Here is a 17,334-nt window from a genome sequence, read left to right on the forward strand (position 1 = left end):
AGCTCTGCCCTTCGCTGCAACGGAAGCGAGCATGACTCAGATTTCATTATTTCTGGCTTTCCAATATTCTGACCCTCTGGCTTTCGGTCTTGCCAGAGAGTCGGAAATCTGTATGTCTTTCTTGACTTTGCGACCTTGGGGCGGTCGCTGTTTGAGGATCCTCGACATGGCTAGCCGGCAGACCGATGCAACCGAGCAGGAATCCGTGTCCGACAGCGACAAGGGAAAGACGCTTAACTTCAAGGTCACCGAGGAATTCAAGCGCGAGTTCAAAGGCTTTGCCGCATCGCAAGGGCTAAGCATGACCGACCTTCTCAAGGAGGGCTACGCGCTCTCGAAAAAGAAGCGGCAGAAGTGATCCGACGTCAGCCTTGTCGGCCGGTCGCATCCTCGCTGAGGAGGCGGCGATGACGCTCCACAGCCCCGGCTCCAGTTTCGTCGGCGCGGAATGGCTATTCGCCATCGGTGGCGGTGGCGATCTTCCCGTCGTCGACGGGCTAGTCGCCATTGCAGACTACACACCTGAAGGGCGCCCGCCCGAAGAGGTCGCCGTGGTCGAGAAGGCGGCGGCCTATGGCGCGCGCGCGGTCTTCTTCGAAGCCGGACGCCATGGTCGCGCACCGGTAGCGCAGGCGCTGATCTTCGACATAACCGATCATGGCGATGATGGGCAGTTCGCGGAACTCCACAAGCGCTTGTGGAGCTGGGGTGGCGTTCCCATCGTCTATCGGGCCGGGCCCGGCCGCATTCAGCTATTCCGGTGTGCGCACGAGCCCGACTTTCTCGGGCCGGACGGCACGCCTGTCTGCCGGCCGATCCGAACTTTGACGATTGGCGCTGAGATCGCCGCCCAGGACGTGTGGTGGGATGCGAGCCGCATCCGCAACGGGGCGATCTGGGACGATCCCGATGCCTGCCGGCTGATGTTGTCAGCGAAGAAGTCCGCCCATCGCAAGCTCGTCGAGGAAGTGCGTGGGCTCGCGAAGCAGATGAGCGAGCGCAAGCTGCTAGACGCAGGCTTGCAACGGCGGCTTCTCATCCTGTCGCTGCTGATCGCCTATCTGGAAGAACGCTCGGTGCTGTTGCCCGACGACTTCGATCGCGCCCTGCCCGGCGCGACGCAGTTCTTCCAGGTGCTAGGAAATGGTCCGGCGCTAGTGACCTTGCTAGAAGCGCTCGAGGAACGCTTCAATGGCCATGTCTTCCGGTTGAAGGATTCCGAGCGGGCGGCTCTGACCGTCAGCGAGGGACTCGCCAGCTATGCACGGCTTGTCGAGGGATATGAAGATTCGTCGGGGCAGCTTAGCTTGTGGCGGCTCTACTCGTTCCGCGATCTGCCGGTCGAGCTGATCAGCAATATCTACCAGCTGTTCGTCAAGGACGCTGCGAGTTCGATCTACACGCCGCCGGCTTTGGTCCGGCTGATCCTCGAGGAGGCGCTCAGCTGGAAGCGGATCGACGCGCTCATGGACGGGGACGGAGTCATCCTCGATCCGGCATGCGGGTCGGGGGTGTTTCTCGTCGAAGCCTATAAGCGGCTGGTGCTCCACTGGCGCTGGCGCAATGGCTGGGCGCGTCCCGGCGTTGACGAGCTTCGTCCGCTACTGCAGCGCGTGCATGGAATCGATCTTGAGGAAGGCGCGGTCGAGCTCGCTGCGTTCAGCCTTTGCCTCAGCTTGTGCGATGCGCTCGAACCGGAGGATATCCGGTCCAGCGTCAAGCTCTTCCCGCCGCTGGGTGACCATACGCTTCACGGAAGCTGCTTCTTCGAGGCGAAGGCGCGTGGATTGGTCACGGCACCGGTCGCGGTGGTGGTGGGCAATCCGCCATTCGAGTCCAAGCTGACGACCGATGGCGCGAAGCGGTGCTATGCTGCATACAAAAAGGCCCATGGCAGCTTGGCCGACAACCAGCTTGCCTATCTGTTCCTGCACGAAGCGATGGAGTTGCTTGCCCCCGGCGGGGTGCTTGCCATGATCGAGCCGTCCGGCTTCCTGTACAACCAGCACGCCCTCACATTCCGGCAAGCCTTTTTCAGCCGGTGGACGGTGCGAGAGGTGCTCGACTTCGTGTCCGTACGCGGACTTTTCAAAAAGGGCGACGCGGATCCCAAGGTCGTCGTCATCCTTGCGGAAGCCGCCCAGCCCAGCCCGGACAGCCGTCTGCTCCATGCCGTGTTTCGGCGCAATGGCCGGGCCAGCGCCGAGCAGGGCTTCGACATCGACTATTATGACATGCATTGGTTCGCCAACGCGGTCGCTGTCGCATCACGCGATATCTGGCGCGCCAATCTGCTCGGCGGAAGCAGGGTTCTGGATTTCATCGAGCGACTTCGGCAGTTTCCGACACTCGAGCAATATGCATTGCAGCATGGGTGGGATGCCGGTGAAGGCTATTTCGGCGGCCAGAAGAATGCGTCGAATAACGTCGACCACCTGATCGGCCGACCCCTTCTTCCGACCGATGCACTTGGCCCAGATGGTATCGAGGCCGATCGGATCACCGTGGTACCGGATGCGCCGATCAAGGATCCGAAGACCAGCCGTCGCTTCCAGGCGCCGCTTTTGCTGATCAAGGAGCATCAGGATCTTCACAGCGACGTCTGGCAGGACGGATATCTCGCCTTCAAGAATGAAATTGTTGGTTTTTCCGCACCTGGCGACGTCGCGCGGCTCACATCGGTCGCCGAGTGGCTCGACCGAGAGCATGTCGCGCTCAAGGCTTATGTTGCCGGCATCAGTACGCGGCTCTTCACACAGCGGGCAACCGCCGTCTTCAATGCCGATATTTTTGCGCTCCCCTTCCCCGAGGACGGCAACCTCGACCTGAGCGCCAACGAACGGATACTGACCGACGACATCGTCGCCTTTCAGCGTGATTTCATTCGACTGGGAACGCGCGCCAAGCTCATGCATAGAGCGCCGGCCGATGCGCTCGAGCAATTCGACAGCACCCTCCTCGAGCAGATCAATGCTGTTTACGGCCGCAACCCCGTGCGGGCGTTGCCATCCTATCACTGGTCCGGCGCGATTTGCCGGGCTTACGTCTTCGGTGATGGACAGGTCGACTGGGCAGATGCCGAAGCGCTACGGCATAAGCTTGACGGCCTTTTGTACGAGCGCCGCGGGTCCGGCCTCACGATCACCCGGATCACCCGTCTCTACGATCAGGGCTTCGTCTTCCTGCTGAAACCTGATCGACATCGTTTCTGGACACGCTCGGTCGCTTTGCGCGATGCCGACGACATCCTCGCCGATTTGCGCGCGCAGGGCTTCTGAGATGTTGGCGGATGGAGGGGAAAGCATTGCTCGGGCAGGATCACTCGGAACCGGCGTCCATCTTCCCGGCGAGTGGCTTGGCGCACTGGTGACGTTCATCGGCGGCATCCTTCCGAACTGGCGTGACGATCCGGTGCGCGAGGCTGCAACAGGTGAGACGAAACTTACGGCGCAGCTATGCGCGCGCCTCAACAGCGTTTCGCGGCACACACCGGGCTGGGACTTTCTGCAATTCCGACGGGAAGAGCCGGACGAGGCGGACGGGCGGCGCGCAATCGATCTCGCCGTTGCGCCGAGCGGTCAGTTGATCTGGATAAAGGGGCGCGAATACACCGAGTACCGCACTTTGCTTCCGATCGAATGCAAGCGACTGCCCACGCCATCGGGCAGCGATCGTGACGAGCGCGAATATCTGATCAGCCGGTTCAGCTCCACCGGCGGCGTGCAGCGCTTCAAGGCCGGACATCACGGTGCGGGTCATGAACAAGCCGCGATGATAGGCTATGTCCAGGCCCAGGACATCGGCCATTGGCAAGCGGAAATCGCCAGCTGGATCGACGGTATCGTCAAGGATGCGACCGAGAATTGGTCGGCCGCGGACAAGCTTGCAATGATCGCCCATGACGGCCTGCGGCGCACGGCAGCATTGCGATCGCGCCATATCCGGAGCGCCGGCCTCGAACCGATCCAGATCGATCATCTCTGGATCGAGATGTAGACGCGATCACGGATCTCAGCCCGGCGCTGACGGACTAACGCAGACGGCCATTGCGGCGAAGATGCTCGGGATAATCCGGTGCGCCGCCCAGAATCGCGAACCGATCCATTCCTCGGGGGAGAGGCGGAGGATTGTCCGCCAGCCAGGCGCGATATTCCTCTTCAGTGTCGAAGTCCGGCGTCTGATCGAAGAAATCGCTCAGACGCCCGCAGCTGATGCAGTGATAGGCTTGGGACGCCTCCTGGAAATGCATACCGCACATGGCGCCGCAAAATGGACAGCATTCTTCGAGTTCGAGGTCGCCCCATTCCCAGACGCCGAGATATTCGGGGACTGCGTCACGATCATGGCCGATAATTTCGAATGCGTCGGCATGTCGCGCGACGAAGCCATCGCTGCCGGCGCACATGAGATCCTCCAGAATTTCGGCGGGCTGGAGACGGAACCACTCGCCTGCGACGCGGCGCGCATGATGCTTGCGGTGCAACTCTGCCTCAAGGAGGCTTTCTGCATCGGACTCTATCCACCCGACCAGCACCAGCGTATGCGGATTTCCAGTCTGCAGAGCGTCGCGGCGCTGATAAATGTCCTTGGCGCGTCCAATCTTCAGCAATGGCTCGCCAGCGCTCAATTGGAAGATGAAGTAAACAGCCATAGCTCTAACACTTTCAGTCTGCGCGCTGACGGGATCAACCGCCCCGGCGCCAACCCGGACGGTCGCTTACCGGCCCAGCTTAAGTCGCAACGTCACGCCGTGCGGACAAGCGCTGAACGTCGGCATCTGACAAGAGCTGACGCTCGATATGCCGCATGGGAACGACGGGTTTGTCCTCAAGAGACGCCATTCGCTGTATAAGCGCGACGAGGCAATATAGCTTAGAGCCAAGTCTCTTCATATGTCCGATAAGATGCCTTATCGGACATATGTGACAAGGCGCGGAAGGGATGCCAAACCCGTCCGATATGAGGCGGTAGCGATCGTGGTGGACGAAGCAACGGACGATGAAGCTGGTTCGGACGGAGGTGTCGTGCCGGCGCTGGCGTCGCAAGACGGCATGCTCGCTAACCTGCGCGAGGACCTCGAGCAGGCCGCGGCATTCAAGGAGGCCGCGCGTGCCGCCGCTACTCACCGCGCCTACGGGTCAGACTGGGCCATCTACTGCGAATGGTGCGGATCGCGCGGGCTTGCGTCCATGCCGGCGCATCCGGAGCAGATCGCCGCGTTTGTGGCCAACCAAGCCACGGCGGGGTTCAAAGCATCGACGATCGAGCGGCGCGTCGCCGCGATCGGACACCACCACCGGGCGAGCAACTACCCTGCGCCGACCGCGCACCCGGCCGCCGGCGGCCTCCGCGAGGCGCTCGCCGGCATCCGCCACACCAAGACGATCCGGAAATCTCGCAAGAGTGCGGCCGACGCTGCAGCGCTGCTGAGCATGCTTGCCGAGATCAAAGGTACGGGGTTGCGGGCAAAACGCGACCGGGCGGTCCTTGCGATCGGCATGGCCGCGGCATTGCGCCGATCCGAGCTTGTGAGTCTGACGATGGGAAGCGTCGGCTTACATGAAAAAGGGCTCGAGTTGTACCTCGGGTCGACCAAGACCGACCAGGCAGGAGAAGGCGCAACGATCGCCATCCCGGAAGGCGCTCAGATCATGCCGAAGGCGCTGCTGCTCGAATGGATCGACGCGGTGCGGATCCTCGAAGCCGGCCTGGAACGGACTGAGGCTGAAGCAAAGCGAGTGCCGCTGTTCCGCCGCTTGACCCGCGGAGACGAGCTCACCGCCTCGCCGATGTCCGACAGAGCGGTAGCGCGGCTCGTCAAGCGTTGCGCCTCAGACGCCGGCTTCGACGCGAGCACGTTTTCAGGACACTCGTTACGCTCCGGGTTTTTGACCGAAGCGGCAAGCCGAGGCGCAACGATCTTCAAAATGCAGGAGGTCAGTCGGCACAAAACCGTGCAGATCTTGTCGGATTATGTCCGCTCGGCCGAAAGGTTCAAGAACCATGCCGGAGAGAGCTTCCTGTGAGGTGGCTGCTTAGCCTGCGCCCGGAGGCTGATACTCCGCCTGTCGCTCGGCTCGGGCTCGATCGAGCACATATTGGTTCCAGCACTCCGTGCCGTCGAGTTTGGACTGGCGCGCAGCGAGCCGGACCCGGTTGCGGACCGCGAGCGCTGCTGTCCTCTGCTCTTCGGTGTCGGCATTCCACGCCGCCTTGGTCGCGCGGGGGACGATCACCGCTGGCGCAAGGATGAACCAAAGCAGCGTGGCCACCGCCAGCCCCGCCCCACCGAGAAAGGTGTAGCCAAGCACCGCAACCGCCGCAAATGTCCCGATTAGCCAAGGAGCATAGGCTCGCGGTCGTTGCCCGGTCTGAAAGACGACTGACGGCCACCATGGTCGTTGAAGCAGCAAGACCAGACCGCCGAGAATCGCCGCTACCGCGACGAGCATACTCACGACGATCACCGCACGGATAAACATTGCGCTGAGCATCTCAGCGATCCTCCGAGGACGGCTCTTCCGGCGTCGCCGGTATGCCACCTGCGTCTAGAAGCGACTTGAGCTCCTGCAGCCGCTTCGCCTGCGGATTGGAAATCACGATGTTCTGAATGACCTTGCCGTCGAGCGACACGACATCGCCGACGCCTTCATCCTTATGCCGCACGAAGCTTGGCTCGCTGGCCTCACCGCCATATCCACCCCCATCCTTTCCGGCATTCAGCTCGAACAGGAAACGCTCCGGCTCGCTGAGGCTCAGCGCCAATGTCTCACCGCGTTCGCTTTGCCGAATATCAGCGACGACACCGCGGAATCCGATACCGAGATTGTCCTTTTGGAGCGTGGTGAGCACATATGCTAGCGGGCGGTAGTCGTTCTGTGCGGGCCGGATGATATACGTGTAGACCCACCCCTGATTGTTGAGGTCCATGCCCTCGAGCATCAGGTCGAAGCCATCGTCCGCGACCACGGCTGCTACAAAGGCGATCTCCAACAGAATGGTGACCGCGACCAATGCCACCTCGCCTGGGCTCGTCGCCGTGCCGTGGGTAAGCTGCACGATGGTCTCTATGGGGTTGGCCAGCGGCGGGGGCAGCGCTAGTTCAGGTGCCAAGTAGGTCAATCCGTCACCGACCCGCACCGCGAACAACCGGCCCGCGAAGAATACGTACCACATCGTCAGATGGGCCATCATCGACACGCAGATAGAGATGGCGAGCACGCTCACGGCCGTGATCGGGAGGTCTGGGCGAGAGGCGGAATGGCGCCGCGCTCGCACATTCCAGAACAGGACCGCGAACAGTCCGGGAAGGAGCAGAGCAATGCCGGCGATGACCGAAAGCGTCAGCGCCATAGCAGCGAACTACGCGACTGCGACGACGCGGAGCTGCTTGGTCTTCGGATCGCGCTCGATCTTGCCGGTCTTGCCAGCATCCTGGATCCTCTTGAGCTCTCTTTCGAGCCGGATCATCACGTCATAGCCGCCCACACGGCGCGCCAGAGCACCGGTCTCAGCCTGTTCGCGTGAAGAGAGGATCGTGGCCATGGCGATAATCTATGTCCTATCCGCCTCGGAGTAAAGGTCTGGTTCCCGATTGGTTCCGCCGCATAGCGGCGGACGTTCGCACCGCCCTTCGCACGCTCGCCCCCTCCGTGCGTCGGCTCCTCGCAATCGATCGCCAGTCCGCGCTTATATTCGTCACGCAGGCCGGATCGGTTACGGCGCGGTCATTGGCTTGCACTTAAGGCCATGATATCATCACCTAGGATAACGATGATGCTTGATACGACGACCTATCTCTCGACGCAGGATAATCCGGGCGGCCCCATTCTCAGGCTCATCGATCGAGAGCCTCATGAGCTGTGCGAGGATTATAGCGAGCATTCCGAGGGGGAAGCTGAGCCCACGAGCCTCGGACGCTCAATCGGCGGAGCAGTCTCGATAGCGTTACTTGGCGCTACCGTGATCTATTTCTATTTAGCTGTATGAGGGGCTCTATTTTCGTAAGTCTGGATCGTTGAAGAATCCTCGATTGTGATCTTCCGATACTGAAGACTGCAAATCCACGGCCGCGTGACCGCGATTCGTGCGTGCAGCCTGTGCAGCCGCTCGGTCAGAATCAAGGCGAGCCCGGCCGTCCGCGATTATACTTGCAGCTGCGTCTCGATCGCCGCCCAACGGCGCGCCGCCAATGCGACCAACTCCGTGAGGGCGATACGAAGCGCGGACGTCACTATTTCCACCGATGCCAATGCGATTCACGTCGACTAGTGCCGGCTCCCTAATATCTCCGCTGATCTCATTCCAAAGGTCATCGCGCTTTTCCTGAGACCATTGCTGTATCATCTGGTCCCGGACGGCCCTCTGCTGTGAAGTGAGGTCGGTAGCCCAAAGCTCTGGCGCGTCCATGTTTGGATGAAGAGCCTGCTGTTGGCGATACCACTGGGCCAAGTCCTGGCTCATATTCTCGCTTAGCTGCATGCCATGAGACTCGGCAAAGCTCGCATCGCGTGAAAGCGATTGAGAAAGTTCCTCCAGTCGACGCGCTGCCTCTGAGTAGGACTTTGCTCGCGCTAGCGCGTCCTCAGTGCTTTGAGAGGACGAAGACGTGGAAGAAGCTCGGCTAAAGACGCCTGAGCGATCGTAGGTGCCGTCCGACGTCGAGGCGCCACTGCCACTGGAATGTTCGTCACGCACACCACTCGAAGACGAGCTTGAGCTATCTGTCGAACGCGTCTCGTCAGTGCCATACCGTAATGTGTCTTGTTGGCTTCCCGTCCTGCTTACACCGAGCGATCCGCCCACGCTCGGCAGGAGGCCACCTGCCCTGCCGTTGCTGCCCGAACGCTGCCCGCCGCTGCTCCGACCTATCCCACCGGTCAGGCTGCCTTGCACCTGGTCGAGCGTCCCGGCCGTCCGATCATGCCCTTCCGAGATGCGTTGGCTTTGCCCGGTGGACGATCGCTCCTCGAGGCCCTGCGAGCTCGACCCCGATGTGCGATCGAATTGCTCGACGTTCGTGTTGAAGGAGCGCCCGGTTCCAGCCTCGAAACCGGTCGTGCGTTCGGTTGATGTACCGAAAGCGCTCCGGTCGGTGTGCGTACTGGTCAGAATCTCTTGAGCCGCGTTCTCGTACGCCTGTGCCTGTCGATGCGCTTGGCTCGCCATCTGACGCCACTCGGAGACGGTGCCGCTGTTCATGGTCGGAGTGAAACCAAGACGCGAGATCGCGCCGCCCATGTCAATGACGTGCTGGCCGTTACCGAACCCGGATACGACGGCGCCGTTATCCTGTCGCCAGCCAACGCTGGTCGACCCGCCCATGAAGCTGGGGGCGATCGACCACTGGTCGCTTTGCCGCATGTTGGAAGTCGCGTTCGCCCAGCTCATGTTTCCGTAGGAGTAGTTCCCGGTGGTCGCCTCGACCGCGGCCGCCTCGGCCGCGTTCTGCGCGGGAGCCAGCATCGATGTCGCCTGGCCTGCGATCGACATGGCGCCCCGCGCAAGCCCGGCCGCGAGGAACGGTATGCTCATCAGCATGAAGCCGGCGATCGTCGCCGTCTCGCCATTCACCGCCGCGATCCCGGCATATGAACCGAGCGTCACGCCGCCGCCGGCCACGCCGGTCGCTGCCGCCTCTGCCCGCGTCATGCAGATCATGTGAAGGATGACGTACAGCGGTCCCCATGCCGCGAGATAGAAGAATCCTACAGCATAGCCTTTCAGGGTGCTGACCCCCGTTTGTGGCATCAGAAACAGGGGGAAGATCACCGGGAACATCGCGAAGAACACAACTGTCAGCACGATGTTCAGGATGGGCACCCATGCCATCGCCTGCTGCGCAATCGAGTTGTACGTGTTGCGTGCCTGGATATCGGCGCGCGTCTGCGCGAAGGTGTCGATGGTCGCGGCGCCGGTGCCACCCGACATGCTGTTGCGCGCCTGCATGAAAGCATTGATCGCCGTGTTCTGGCGCATCGCTTCGGTGTAGCTGCTGCCTGCCCCCGTGAAGGCGGCATTCGCGATTGGCAAGTCGTGCCTGAGCTTATCGCCCGCCAGTGAGTTGCTCAGCTTCGGATAGAGCTCCTTCCCCCAGAGCGGCGTGTTGGCCTCAATCATCGGCGCCCACTGCGCATCGAGCATCTGGTACGCTTGACGGCAGGTAACGATAAAGTTGTTGACCGTGCCATCGCCCTGCCGCTCCAGCCACTCCTGCGAGCGAGCCTCCGATCCCGGGCCGATGTCGACCCAGAGGTTCCTCGACTGCGCGAGGTTGGTCAGCGACTTCTGGTAGAGCATGACGTCTCCGAAGAGGCACTTCTTGAAGTGCTCCTCGAGATTGGTCGAAAACTCGGCGTCCCTGATGATGAAGTTGCGCGTCGCATCGAACAAGCGCGCACCGTAGACCATGCCATTGGTGGTGTAGTTGAGCTCTCCTGGCATCACGAAGACCGTCTCCGCGGTGCGGGTCAGCCAGTCGCCGATCTGCGTTGTGAAGCTGGCTAATACCCCGAGACCCAGCGGCACGTTCGACACGGTGGCGGGAGCGAGGGAAGGATTGATCCGGTCGGTCACCTTGATGTCGACGGTCGGGACCATCAGGCAAAGATAGATCAGCGTCGACTGCAGAAACCAGTTGAACCAGGCGCGGAAGTTGAGGGTGAATGCGACAACGAACAGCGAGTAGATGAAGCCCATGACCAGCACGACGCGGATGAGCGAGCGATAGCCCCCTCCCCCCGACCAGGCCGCGACGGCGTTGAAGGTGTTGACGAGATACTCGCCACCCCCGACTGTGAAGACCTCCAACATCGTCCCACCCCCTGCCGCTGCCCTACATCAGGCCCTGTGCGTTGAGCCCGCGAGAGAAATTGAGCGCCGACGACATTCCGGGCGTCATCGAATTCTGCAGGGTGGACTCGAGCATGATGCTGCGGTTGATGATCTGCATCGTCACCTGAAGCTTGTTGTTGAGCTTGACGTCGCGCTGCGAGAATTTCAGGCGCGTCGCAGCGATCTGCTGTTTCCACTGCGCCGCCGTCGCCTGATCGAAAGTCTGGTAATGCGTTTGGGCCTGCTCGACACGGTCGAGCATGTTGTCCAGCATCGCCGCCAGGAGATCGACCGCCACGATCTCGGACAGCGTCTCGATCTCGCCATCGGTCAGGGCGTAATGCGCGTAGGCTTGAACGGCCAGTATCTTGTAGATCGGAACAGTTGCGATATTCAGGAGCTGCTTTTCGGCAGCGTCCAAAGCCGTATCGGAGCGGATTTTGCCGCTCATCGACTTGATCATCGAGGCGATCCGGGGGCGAAGTGCGGCAGAGGCCGGGACGGTCAGCGTTTGCTCGCCGACGTCATAGCAGTCGGTATCGTTGCACTTCAGGATTTTCACAGCCGGCGCATTCGTCGTCCCGTCGAGGAGTGCGGTGACCACCGCCTCCTCCGCGGGGCCGAACATGACAACTTTGCCGCCGACGGCCGGATCGGTCGAAGGCGTTGTGACGACCGTCCCGACCAGGGTCATCACATATTCCGAGAACGACTGATCGAACGCGCCGAACTTGGCCGACTTCTTCAGTGCTTCCCAAGTATAGTTGTGCGGCTCACCGACGAGCTGATCCTTCATGCTGCCATCGGTGTTACCGGCGATCGTCGCGTCACGTCTGTTGCCGTTGTTGCACCCTTGCCGCGACGCCGCCCAGTCGGAAAACACTCCCTGACTGTTGCCCACCGCCTCGCAAATCGTCGAGCGGGTCGAATCCATCTGCGGCCAGATACCGCCGACGAGCGCCTGAGCCGTTTCACAGCTCGAAATGTTCATCTGGTTCAGCAGTTGAGCCTTCTGGCTGAATTCGTCCATTACTTTGCCGATCTCCGGCGACACGGAATCGATCGCCAGCTTGAAGGCAAAGCCCAAGGCGTTGTTCGCGGTGGCCTTCAGCATCGCCACGATTTCGGAGGCGTTGATGAAGGAGAAGCTGCCGCTGAACAGGTCGATCCCGCCGCAGCCTGCCCGGGCGCTTGGAAGTTGCAGATTGAACGGCGACACGCTCTTCTGGGGGAAGCGGGTCCACACGTTCCCGAGCGAATAATAGCCGGCCGACTGCCCCTGAAACGCCGTCGGCCCGGTTACGTTCGCGGCGCCGCCGGCCTCGTTGAAGAAGCCGTTCATCTCCGATGCGACGTCCGCGCGCGCAACGCCGATCAGGGCGAAGTGCGACACCGCCATCAGGCCCAGCCAAGTCGATGCCCGCTTGCGGAATCCAGGGCGCCTACCCTTCCCTCTTGCTTGAGCCATCAGTAGTCGCTCCCCACCTTTGTGTTGGTCAGCATAAAGATGCGATCCATGATCTCGTCGGCGCTGAGCACGCCGTAGCCGACCGGGATCGTTCGCCGGGTCTGGGTGTCGAAGAGCACGAGTGCCGGCGTCTCGTTTCCGGCCAGACCCATTCGAGCGCGCTGGCCGGAGTCGACGACGTAGTTCGGGAAATCCTTGCTCGGTCCGCCGTCCATCGAGACGGCCATCACCGACATCCTGTGACTGTCGGTCACGGATCGTAGGATGGGAGCAAACACCTCGCACGCACCGCAGCTCTGCGCGTAGAAGTAGAACAGCCCATAGCGCTGGCCCAGCCTGGTGAGCACGGCGTCGCGATCGGCCTTGCGGTTATCGAGCCACAGCCTTTTCCCTATGGTCGAAACGGGACGTTGCAGGGTGTAGTCGAGATCGGGGTTCTGCCACAGCGCGCGTTGCCAAGTGTCGGAGAAGGTCGATGCCCGATCGAGCTGCTCTCGCTGGAAGCGCACATAGGCGATGACATTGGCCTCAGTCGGCTCGAGAATGGCGCGCGCCTTCAACTCGTCGAGCTGCTTCGTGATCGCCGCCATTTGCTCTGCGGCGCTGGCAACGGGAGGCGGCTGGCGTGCCTCCCTGTTCTCGGCCGGCTTCGGCTTGGCACAATAAAACCATTGGCCGAGCTTCCGCTCGCCGCAGTAAAAGGCGTCAGGCGCATCGCGATCGAGCTCGTCTTCGGCGACGGCTCCGTTCTGCGCCAATGCCGGCGTTCCAGGCCCGAGCGGCGACAAGACGAGCAGAAGCATCGCTACCTTAGCGTGTCGCAACATCCGTTGGCGTCCTTTCACCGTCAGTTTGATTTGTCGCGGAGGGTGGGGGCTGGTTGGGTAGTGGGTCGGGTACGACCGGCGTGCTCCAAGCCGGGAGATCGAGGCAGCAGTCGAAACCGCGGGTGCTTCTCCATCCGCATGGGTGGCCGGGTTTGGGAGGCGTGAGCGGCGATTGAACGAGGAGCAACGCCACGATGGCGGGCAATTCAAAGACGGCCATCGTCCAGCTCCCCTGTCGTTAAGCGCAGCACGGCCATCATCAGGGCCACGTCGATCAGGCGCGTCCCCTGATCGAGCATTCGGATGAGGCCGTTTGCGAGCACGCGGGAGACCCGTCGTCCCTCCTCGGTCGCCATCAGGCTGCCGCCAATCATTGCCAGCCAACCGCGACCGACCATTCCAGCTGCTGCGGTGGTAATGTCGTCGCCGGTGATCGCCGTCTCGAACCAGCCGCTCAACGTCTCCGCGAGCGCGTCCGAACCAATCGGGCTCATGGCACGATAGACGGCCAGGAAGATGGCGAGCTCGAAGACCGTCATGGCCCAAGGGCACGGGCTGCCAACCCCGCCGGGCCGCGGATCAGTTGCCATGTAGGTCATAATAGGCCTGGATCTTGTCCTGGATGTCGGACAGCGTCTGCACTTCATCGGGCAGCTTCGCGGCCTCCATGAAGTCGGAATAGACCTCGGTGAAATCCATCAGCGATAGGTCGAGCTGGGCGAACTCTTCGACCGCAAAGCCTTGGCATTGCTCCCGCTTCGGAGGACCCCAAGGCTTTCCAAGCTGGACCCGTCCCTGTTCCTGAAGAATGCGGGAGAGCTTGCTTTCGAAGCAGCAATAGGCGGTGCGCCTCGTCTTGCAGATGCCGAGGAAGCTCGAAGAGCAGTAGCTGCCGAGATTGTGGCAGAAGCCCATTCGATCCTTGATATCGAGCTTCATCTCATCCTGTGAGCAGGCGAACAGGGTGAGGAACGGCGTGGCGAAAGCGGCGATGGCAGCCGGTCCGCCGGCGAGCGCCGCAGCCCCTGCCGCAACCGGCACGACACCGGATACCTTGCCAGCGCAGCAGTTGATCAATCCGAAGACCGGTTTGTGGCAGGTTTCCCGCTTCCCACTGAAAACGCGGTAATCAGCCTCGTTGAATTCCTTTCCCGCCTGATCGAGCGAGTGCAGTCCGACGAGCGCGTCCCTGAACTCGGTCGATGCTTCCCGGACGATCGGCTCGCAATCGCCGTTGATGCAATAGACGTCGCTTCCACAGATATACTGCTTGTCGCCCGGCACGGTGCTGCCCGGCGTCGGACATTTATAGACCTTCTCGACGACCTTGCAGGGTCCGCTTTGGGGATCGTCCAGGCACGTATCTCGGAGATGAGTGCACTGGCGGTTGTTCTCGAGGTCTGTGCAGTCGTTTCCTCTGCTCAGCGTGTGGCACATGTGGTTGCGCTGCCATGCCCAGCACGCTTGGGTGATCGGAACGCCTTCGAAAGTCCGCGTTTCGGCGCCCTCGACGCAGACGTCGTCGTCGGACGATCTCCGGCACAACTCGTCCGATGCAAGACCGGCGCAACTGCTGTCGTCACGCGAGACGGTGACGCTTACCTCGCCTTCCTTCTTGAGGAAGACCGTCCCGGTCGCATGGTTATAATGATAAGGGAGCTCCCCTTGCGGCAGCTCGGCGGCGCACGAGAACTGGGTTGCGGTCCCGGAAAGCCGCCGCTTGCAGAAGCGCAGGTAGGCGGCGGGATCATCGCCGCCCGCGCCTAGATCCATCTGTGCATCGCAGATGTGCTTGCTGACTCCGGTCGACCGGCAGACGCCCGCCACCGACTTGGCGTTGAGATAATTGAGGTCCGCGAACCCGTAGCCGGCCAGGTTGGCCTTGACGCCATAGTAAAACCAGCGCTCGCTGTTCGTAATCTGCGGGACCATCCTGATCGTACAGGTGCGCGGCTCTTCCGTGAGCTTGGTGCCCGTATTGCAGGTCGCCTCGTAATAACCCTCCGTTCCAATTCCCGGCGGCAACGGCGTGCATGTCCCCGACCCCGCCGATATGTCTTCGCCATCGAGAAACGCGGTGGGATCGTTCTCGACCTGCGTGGCGCGACTGGTCGTCGCGAGAATCTCCGCATTGCTGAAAGTCGGGCGCACGCGGTCGGCGTCGGTGACGATCCGGTAGCTCTCGTTGCCCGCCTTCGACGCCTGGGCATCCGCCACAAGCCTGTCCGGATCGTCGAAATATATGCTCTGAGGCAGGCTGGTGCCGGTGAACCCCGGCACCGCCTGCGCCTGTTCGTCGCTGGACGGCACCAATGAAGGATCATTGCGCTTCTGCTGGGCCATCGCCTTGCCCTCTTCGCGGGCCTGCTCAACGGTCATCTCCTGCGCGCCGGCGGGATGCGCCGTCAGAATGAGCGCCAATAATCCGCTCGACAGGATACGCCTGACCTTCACCGGCTGCGCTTCATGTTCGACAGGGCAACCGCGGCGATCCGCGCTCCCGGCCCATTGCCTTCGGCGAAGGTCGTAAGCGCGTATTCGACCGTCACGTTGCCGATCATGCGGTCGTAAGGGGGCAGCTTCGTCTGGCAGGAGAAGCCGGCGCAAAGGTCGAAGTCGGACGAGACCGTCACATAGGTGGGTACCGCTTGGACCTCGAATGCTCGGAAGAGGCGTGGGTCGATGCCGATGCTGGCGAGCTGGCCTTGATCGACGACCTTGCTGAGGCGCGCGACGAAGTCCTTCGCCGAGTTGTTGGGAAAGCCTCGAAACACGACCACCCCACCGGCATCGGCGGTATCGCGGACCAATTGCCGGAGTGAGTTTTCGGGCATCGAGAGGCTGGCAAATACGATGAACCGGGGGGCCTCGCCGCCGTTGGCGCCGATATTGCCAGCCGCGCCTTGCACGATCTCATCGAAATCGACCGCACCCGCCGGCCCCTTCGGCAGATCGGTTGATGCGACCCGCCGCATGTTCTCGAGGCCATCGGTCTGAACGGTCGCGGCATCTTCCCGGAAGCGATCGCCGCGATCCTTCACCTGCTCGACAAACGCTTGGGCCTCCGTTGCGAGATCGGCGGCCCGCTTCTTCACGGCCTGGACATCGACCCCATCGACCGACTGCGCGAGCAGCGTCGACAGGCCTGCGGTACAGAGGAGGGCGAGACCACCAAGGGTGAGAAGGCGCATCGTAATCCCCCTAGAGGACGCAGCAGTTGCGCTTGCGCCAGACGAGATAGCCCATGTCCTCACCACCGGCGGGATAGGCGCGTCCAGCATCGGGCGGCATCGTGGATGCCCCGATCGCCGAGCAGGCAAAACGTCCGCTGACGGTCGGGATCGGGTTGACCATCTGGAAGCGATATTGCTGCTTCCTCATCACCGGCATCAGATACTTTTTGCAGAGCCCGGCCGATCCCATCGTGCCCCATGCCAGCGCTTGGCGATGCATCTTGTAGGCAAATCGCGACAGGGCGAGCCGGGACGACTGCACGTGGCCGATCGACGCCGGGATGTTCCCGTTGAGCGGGTACATCGGGCCTTGGCAGCCTGCACACCAGAAGAGCGGATCCAGCGGGAGGTTCACCGTTCCGGCGATGCAATCGCCAGCACACGCGGCCTGGGCGACCGGGTTTGCGAACACGATCGCTTCCGGGTTGATCAGGGCCGCGAGCGAGTCATCCTGCCACAGCGGATCGACCTCCGTCATGTAGGCGATATCGAACGAAGCCTGTTCGAAGCAGACGAAGTCGGTAAGGATCTCCATCCAGTATAGAAGCGGATAGACGTACCAGTGGACGTGCCACTTAGCCGTACTCTGCGAGCGGCCGCCGACCATCGAAGGGCCGGCAAGATAGCCTTGCCCGATGTCGAAACCTGGCGCGATCCGGACGCCGCCGAGGTTCGGAAAGCACCACGGCTTCATCGTCACGTCCGCGAGCCGGGCAGGTTCCCAGAAGCCGACCGCAATGCCGATACGCGGGAGCGGATCGGAACACGCACAGATCGGCGAGGAAGGATTTTTCGGATCGGGTCGGCCGCTCGGCCAGATCTTCAAGCCGCCCACGGAAAGCGGAAACAGACATGACCAACAGACGTCGGTGACCGGATTGACGAACTTGCCGTGGCAGGTCGGTGCCGCTTCGGCTTTCGGCGAGAAAACCAGGCCGATCAGGACCATTCCGACGAGGAGCACAAGATTGTG

Annotated in this window: 16 protein-coding genes; 5 read left to right on the forward strand and 11 right to left on the reverse strand. The window is 61.9% G+C overall.

What is annotated here, in order from left to right; genetic code table 11:
• Positions 1-166 precede the first annotated feature (166 nt).
• The 3 genes from CA234_RS08825 to CA234_RS08835 all read left to right on the forward strand — a co-directional run bounded on the left by CA234_RS08825 (position 167) and on the right by CA234_RS08835 (position 3,996).
• Positions 167-358: a hypothetical protein gene (locus CA234_RS08825; protein ID WP_126001438.1), complete on the forward strand. Its 192-nt coding sequence runs from the start codon at positions 167-169 to the stop codon at positions 356-358.
• A 49-nt stretch (positions 359-407) separates the two neighbouring features.
• A complete protein-coding gene (locus CA234_RS08830; protein WP_126001439.1) occupies positions 408-3,278 on the forward strand; it encodes an N-6 DNA methylase in 2,871 nt (956 codons plus the stop codon).
• Between the two features lie 88 nt (positions 3,279-3,366).
• Positions 3,367-3,996 carry a hypothetical protein gene (locus CA234_RS08835; protein WP_206431147.1) on the forward strand — a complete coding sequence of 210 codons (630 nt, stop codon included), beginning with the start codon at positions 3,367-3,369 and terminating at the stop codon, positions 3,994-3,996.
• A 34-nt stretch (positions 3,997-4,030) separates the two neighbouring features.
• On the opposite strand, the gene CA234_RS08840 is transcribed toward CA234_RS08835, so the two are convergent.
• Positions 4,031-4,651, reverse strand: a complete 621-nt coding sequence (locus CA234_RS08840) for a GIY-YIG nuclease family protein (protein ID WP_126001440.1) — start codon at positions 4,649-4,651, stop codon at positions 4,031-4,033.
• Between the two features lie 328 nt (positions 4,652-4,979).
• On the opposite strand from CA234_RS08840, the gene CA234_RS08845 reads away from it, so the two are divergent.
• Positions 4,980-6,026, forward strand: a complete 1,047-nt coding sequence (locus tag CA234_RS08845) for a site-specific integrase (protein ID WP_241213401.1) — start codon at positions 4,980-4,982, stop codon at positions 6,024-6,026.
• A 9-nt stretch (positions 6,027-6,035) separates the two neighbouring features.
• Here CA234_RS08845 and CA234_RS08850 read toward each other — a convergent pair whose 3' ends face one another.
• Genes CA234_RS08850 through CA234_RS08860 form a run of 3 tightly spaced genes read right to left on the reverse strand, consistent with a single transcriptional unit; the run spans position 6,036 to position 7,545 of the window.
• Complete coding sequence (locus tag CA234_RS08850; RefSeq protein ID WP_126001441.1) at positions 6,036-6,494, reverse strand: hypothetical protein; 459 nt, start codon at positions 6,492-6,494, stop codon at positions 6,036-6,038.
• A 1-nt stretch (position 6,495) separates the two neighbouring features.
• Complete coding sequence (locus tag CA234_RS08855; RefSeq protein ID WP_126001442.1) at positions 6,496-7,353, reverse strand: hypothetical protein; 858 nt, start codon at positions 7,351-7,353, stop codon at positions 6,496-6,498.
• Positions 7,354-7,362: 9 nt separating this feature from the next.
• A complete protein-coding gene (locus CA234_RS08860) occupies positions 7,363-7,545 on the reverse strand; it encodes a hypothetical protein (RefSeq protein ID WP_126001443.1) in 183 nt (60 codons plus the stop codon).
• A gap of 228 nt (positions 7,546-7,773) precedes the next feature.
• On the opposite strand from CA234_RS08860, the gene CA234_RS08865 reads away from it, so the two are divergent.
• Entirely contained in the window at positions 7,774-7,989 is a 216-nt protein-coding gene (locus CA234_RS08865; protein ID WP_126001444.1) for a hypothetical protein, read from the forward strand.
• A 6-nt stretch (positions 7,990-7,995) separates the two neighbouring features.
• Here CA234_RS08865 and CA234_RS08870 read toward each other — a convergent pair whose 3' ends face one another.
• The 7 genes from CA234_RS08870 to traU all read right to left on the reverse strand — a co-directional run bounded on the left by CA234_RS08870 (position 7,996) and on the right by traU (position 17,310).
• Complete coding sequence (locus tag CA234_RS08870) at positions 7,996-10,812, reverse strand: conjugal transfer protein TraG N-terminal domain-containing protein (RefSeq protein WP_126001445.1); 2,817 nt, start codon at positions 10,810-10,812, stop codon at positions 7,996-7,998.
• A 22-nt stretch (positions 10,813-10,834) separates the two neighbouring features.
• Positions 10,835-12,235, reverse strand: coding sequence for a conjugal transfer protein TraH (locus CA234_RS08875; RefSeq protein WP_126001492.1), 1,401 nt, complete (start codon positions 12,233-12,235; stop codon positions 10,835-10,837).
• A gap of 65 nt (positions 12,236-12,300) precedes the next feature.
• The gene (locus tag CA234_RS08880) at positions 12,301-13,128 is read right to left on the reverse strand and encodes a conjugal transfer protein TraF (protein ID WP_206431148.1); all 828 of its coding nucleotides are present in this window, start codon (positions 13,126-13,128) and stop codon (positions 12,301-12,303) included.
• Positions 13,129-13,334: 206 nt separating this feature from the next.
• Entirely contained in the window at positions 13,335-13,667 is a 333-nt protein-coding gene (locus tag CA234_RS08885; RefSeq protein ID WP_126001447.1) for a hypothetical protein, read from the reverse strand.
• A 40-nt stretch (positions 13,668-13,707) separates the two neighbouring features.
• On the reverse strand, positions 13,708-15,582 hold the full coding sequence (locus CA234_RS08890) for a conjugal transfer protein TraN (RefSeq protein WP_126001448.1): 1,875 nt from the start codon (positions 15,580-15,582) through the stop codon (positions 13,708-13,710).
• A complete protein-coding gene (gene trbC, locus CA234_RS08895; RefSeq protein ID WP_126001449.1) occupies positions 15,579-16,319 on the reverse strand; it encodes a type-F conjugative transfer system pilin assembly protein TrbC in 741 nt (246 codons plus the stop codon). Before trbC ends, CA234_RS08890 begins: the two co-directional genes overlap by 4 nt.
• A gap of 10 nt (positions 16,320-16,329) precedes the next feature.
• A complete protein-coding gene (gene traU / locus CA234_RS08900) occupies positions 16,330-17,310 on the reverse strand; it encodes a conjugal transfer pilus assembly protein TraU (RefSeq protein WP_126001450.1) in 981 nt (326 codons plus the stop codon).
• Between the last annotated feature and the right edge of the window lie 24 nt (positions 17,311-17,334).

This window comes from Sphingomonas sp. ABOLE (assembly GCF_003950455.1).
GTDB classification, from domain to species: Bacteria; Pseudomonadota; Alphaproteobacteria; order Sphingomonadales; family Sphingomonadaceae; genus Sphingomonas; species Sphingomonas trueperi.

What these genes read in the sequence shown, in the direction of transcription:
- CA234_RS08825 (WP_126001438.1), top strand. Translation starts at nt 167, where the DNA reads ATGGCTAGCCGGCAGACCGATGCAACCGAGCAGGAATCCGTGTCCGAC.
- CA234_RS08830 (WP_126001439.1), top strand. Translation starts at nt 408, where the DNA reads ATGACGCTCCACAGCCCCGGCTCCAGTTTCGTCGGCGCGGAATGGCTA.
- CA234_RS08840 (WP_126001440.1), bottom strand. Translation starts at nt 4,651, where the DNA reads ATGGCTGTTTACTTCATCTTCCAATTGAGCGCTGGCGAGCCATTGCTG.
- CA234_RS08850 (WP_126001441.1), bottom strand. Translation starts at nt 6,494, where the DNA reads ATGCTCAGCGCAATGTTTATCCGTGCGGTGATCGTCGTGAGTATGCTC.
- CA234_RS08855 (WP_126001442.1), bottom strand. Translation starts at nt 7,353, where the DNA reads ATGGCGCTGACGCTTTCGGTCATCGCCGGCATTGCTCTGCTCCTTCCC.
- CA234_RS08860 (WP_126001443.1), bottom strand. Translation starts at nt 7,545, where the DNA reads ATGGCCACGATCCTCTCTTCACGCGAACAGGCTGAGACCGGTGCTCTG.
- CA234_RS08865 (WP_126001444.1), top strand. Translation starts at nt 7,774, where the DNA reads ATGATGCTTGATACGACGACCTATCTCTCGACGCAGGATAATCCGGGC.
- CA234_RS08870 (WP_126001445.1), bottom strand. Translation starts at nt 10,812, where the DNA reads ATGTTGGAGGTCTTCACAGTCGGGGGTGGCGAGTATCTCGTCAACACC.
- CA234_RS08880 (WP_206431148.1), bottom strand. Translation starts at nt 13,128, where the DNA reads ATGTTGCGACACGCTAAGGTAGCGATGCTTCTGCTCGTCTTGTCGCCG.
- CA234_RS08885 (WP_126001447.1), bottom strand. Translation starts at nt 13,667, where the DNA reads ATGACGGTCTTCGAGCTCGCCATCTTCCTGGCCGTCTATCGTGCCATG.
- trbC (WP_126001449.1), bottom strand. Translation starts at nt 16,319, where the DNA reads ATGCGCCTTCTCACCCTTGGTGGTCTCGCCCTCCTCTGTACCGCAGGC.
- traU (WP_126001450.1), bottom strand. Translation starts at nt 17,310, where the DNA reads ATGGTCCTGATCGGCCTGGTTTTCTCGCCGAAAGCCGAAGCGGCACCG.